This is a genomic window from Arthrospira sp. PCC 8006 (assembly GCF_046480465.1).
Lineage (GTDB): Bacteria > Cyanobacteriota > Cyanobacteriia > Cyanobacteriales > Microcoleaceae > Limnospira > Limnospira platensis.
In genome coordinates this window covers 1-2,061 of the sequence record NZ_PKGG01000408.1, presented here as the reverse complement: position 1 = coordinate 2,061, position 2,061 = coordinate 1, and the positions used below count along the sequence as shown (strand labels likewise).

At 50.0% G+C, this 2,061-nt stretch carries 3 protein-coding genes; all 3 read left to right on the top strand.

What is annotated here, in order from left to right; all coding sequences use genetic code 11:
• Positions 1-393: 393 nt before the first annotated feature.
• Positions 394-582 carry a hypothetical protein gene (locus B9T16_RS28080; RefSeq protein WP_014274257.1) on the top strand — a complete coding sequence of 63 codons (189 nt, stop codon included), beginning with the start codon at positions 394-396 and terminating at the stop codon, positions 580-582.
• A 226-nt stretch (positions 583-808) separates the two neighbouring features.
• Positions 809-1,837 (top strand): hypothetical protein, encoded by a 1,029-nt coding sequence (locus B9T16_RS28075; RefSeq protein ID WP_410246325.1) that lies wholly within the window; start codon positions 809-811, stop codon positions 1,835-1,837.
• A partial coding sequence (locus tag B9T16_RS28070) for a hypothetical protein (protein WP_410246324.1) occupies positions 1,818-2,061 on the top strand: 244 nt, incomplete at its 3' end. The genes B9T16_RS28075 and B9T16_RS28070, both read left to right, overlap by 20 nt.

Genomic DNA, 2,061 nt, shown 5'->3' with positions numbered 1-2,061 from the left:
CTTCAATTATTACATCGCCATTGTCACGACGATAAAACAGCTCTTGATGAAGMGATGATGCTGTACTCTTAACAAGGAGACGGTCAAACTAGGAGCCGTATGAGGTGAAAGTCTCAAGTACGGTTTTGAATGGGAGGGGTAGACCGTGAGGTCTATCTCGACCCCTAATTTTTAAAGGAAAAATCCTGCACCTACGAGGAAATTCTCGATCGCATTGGTAGCCGTCTCCACTTCCCGGTCAAACAACACCCAGAATATTGCTATCTTCTCCTGGATAGCATTTTCGCGTTAATTAGCGCGGCACGTTGCCAAATTGACAACCCCAATGGTACAATAATCATAGCCTCTTGGGTAACATTACGGGTACAGGTCTGGTTTCGGGAACTCAAGCGTATGGTTGCTTCTGTGGAGTCGCAGCCGGAACTTGCTTTCTCGGACGACCTCACCCCAGAGTTACGCCAAAATCAGAAAACCTTACCGGTCATGCACTGTCGCGACTGTGGGGCGACGGGTTGGGGTGGTGTGCGCCATTCCACGACTAATAATAAACTCATCCCCAACGACCTGCGCGGCTTCTATTAAGCCTTTTTCAGCCAGAAGCCGTTAGTGTCCTTCCTGTTTCCCGGCGACGGGTCTCACCCGGAAACTCAACTCCTCTGTCGTCACTGTCTCACGGTTAACCCAACTTCGGCGGAATTCTGTAGGGGTTGTCATAAGGAAAACAACGCGGATAATTTCATCCCGGTGTTAGTCCAGGAGGTGACGCAAACAGTAACCCGAAACGGACAGGAACAGTTAATATCTAACCATGACTGCCCTTTCTGTGGCAACTCGAACGGCTTATCAATCAATTTTGGGCGCACAAGCAGCCAGCCTGACGAGCGCTAGTATTGGCATCTTGTACACGACACCGTTCAACCAGGACAAGAAACTACTCACCTTTTCCGACTCGGTACAAGATGCTGCTCATCGGGCTGGATTTTATAACGCCCGCACCTATCGTAGCATATTACGCACGGCAATTTTCCAATTAGTGCGAGAATATCAACATCCCCTGACTTTGCCGGAATTATGCGATCGCTTTGCGGACTATTGGCGGGAAAAAATCCCCACCCCAGAAAATTATATCGCGACTTTCCTACCGACAGACCTGCAATGGTTGCGGGAGTGGGACGACTTCCTAAATGGCGATCAGTCTAAATTAGACCCCCACACGGCTTTACCGGAGTTACTGGAGTTAGTCAAAAAGCGCCTGGTGTGGGAAATTGTCACGCAATTCGGACACCGAGGGGCGATCGGTCCGTCTTTGGAACGCAGCGGGGTCGCTAGTGTCAGCTTTAACCCCCAATTCCTGACGGCGGCGACTAAGACGCTACACCAAAAGCTCAGTAATGAAATAGAAGCGCGGCGGAAAGTGAGTGAAGACCGGGTAAGGGAGTTAATCGTGGGTTTATTGCATCATCTCCGCCACCGGGGAGCGATTGTGCAACCTGTCACCCAAGGCAATTATATCAGCAGTGGCGGCGAAACATATCTTTTGTCTAAATTAGTTTATATGCCAGGGGTGTGTCCTTCTGTCCCCGCGCCGAAATTTCTGGTAAATGGGGCGGCGAAAACTAAGCAGTTTGAAAGGGTGATCTCTGGGAAAAACACAAGCAGTTGGTGCGAAGATTGGGCCATGCGAGTATTTGCTCCCCACACGCTGCTACTGAAGGAACAACTGATTGATATATTACACTTCACCGTGCGAGACTTTGGTGGGGGCGAAGTTGCTAGAGTCTCATTTTTGCGGTCAAGGTCGCGCTTGGGGTATCCCCATGGCTGCGATTATAATTAACCCAGGGGGAAAGGTTCTTACTTGCGATCGCTGTTATCATCAAATCACCCATTCTCCGACTTCTTCCCACTTACCCGAAACTTGTCGCAGCTTAGGCTGTGGGGGACATTACCACGAAGACGACCAACGCCCCGGTTTAGTCTACTATCGCCAAATGTATCAACAGGGAGAAGTTCGTCGCATTGTGGCGGCGGAACATACGGGACTTTTAAGCCGCACTAACC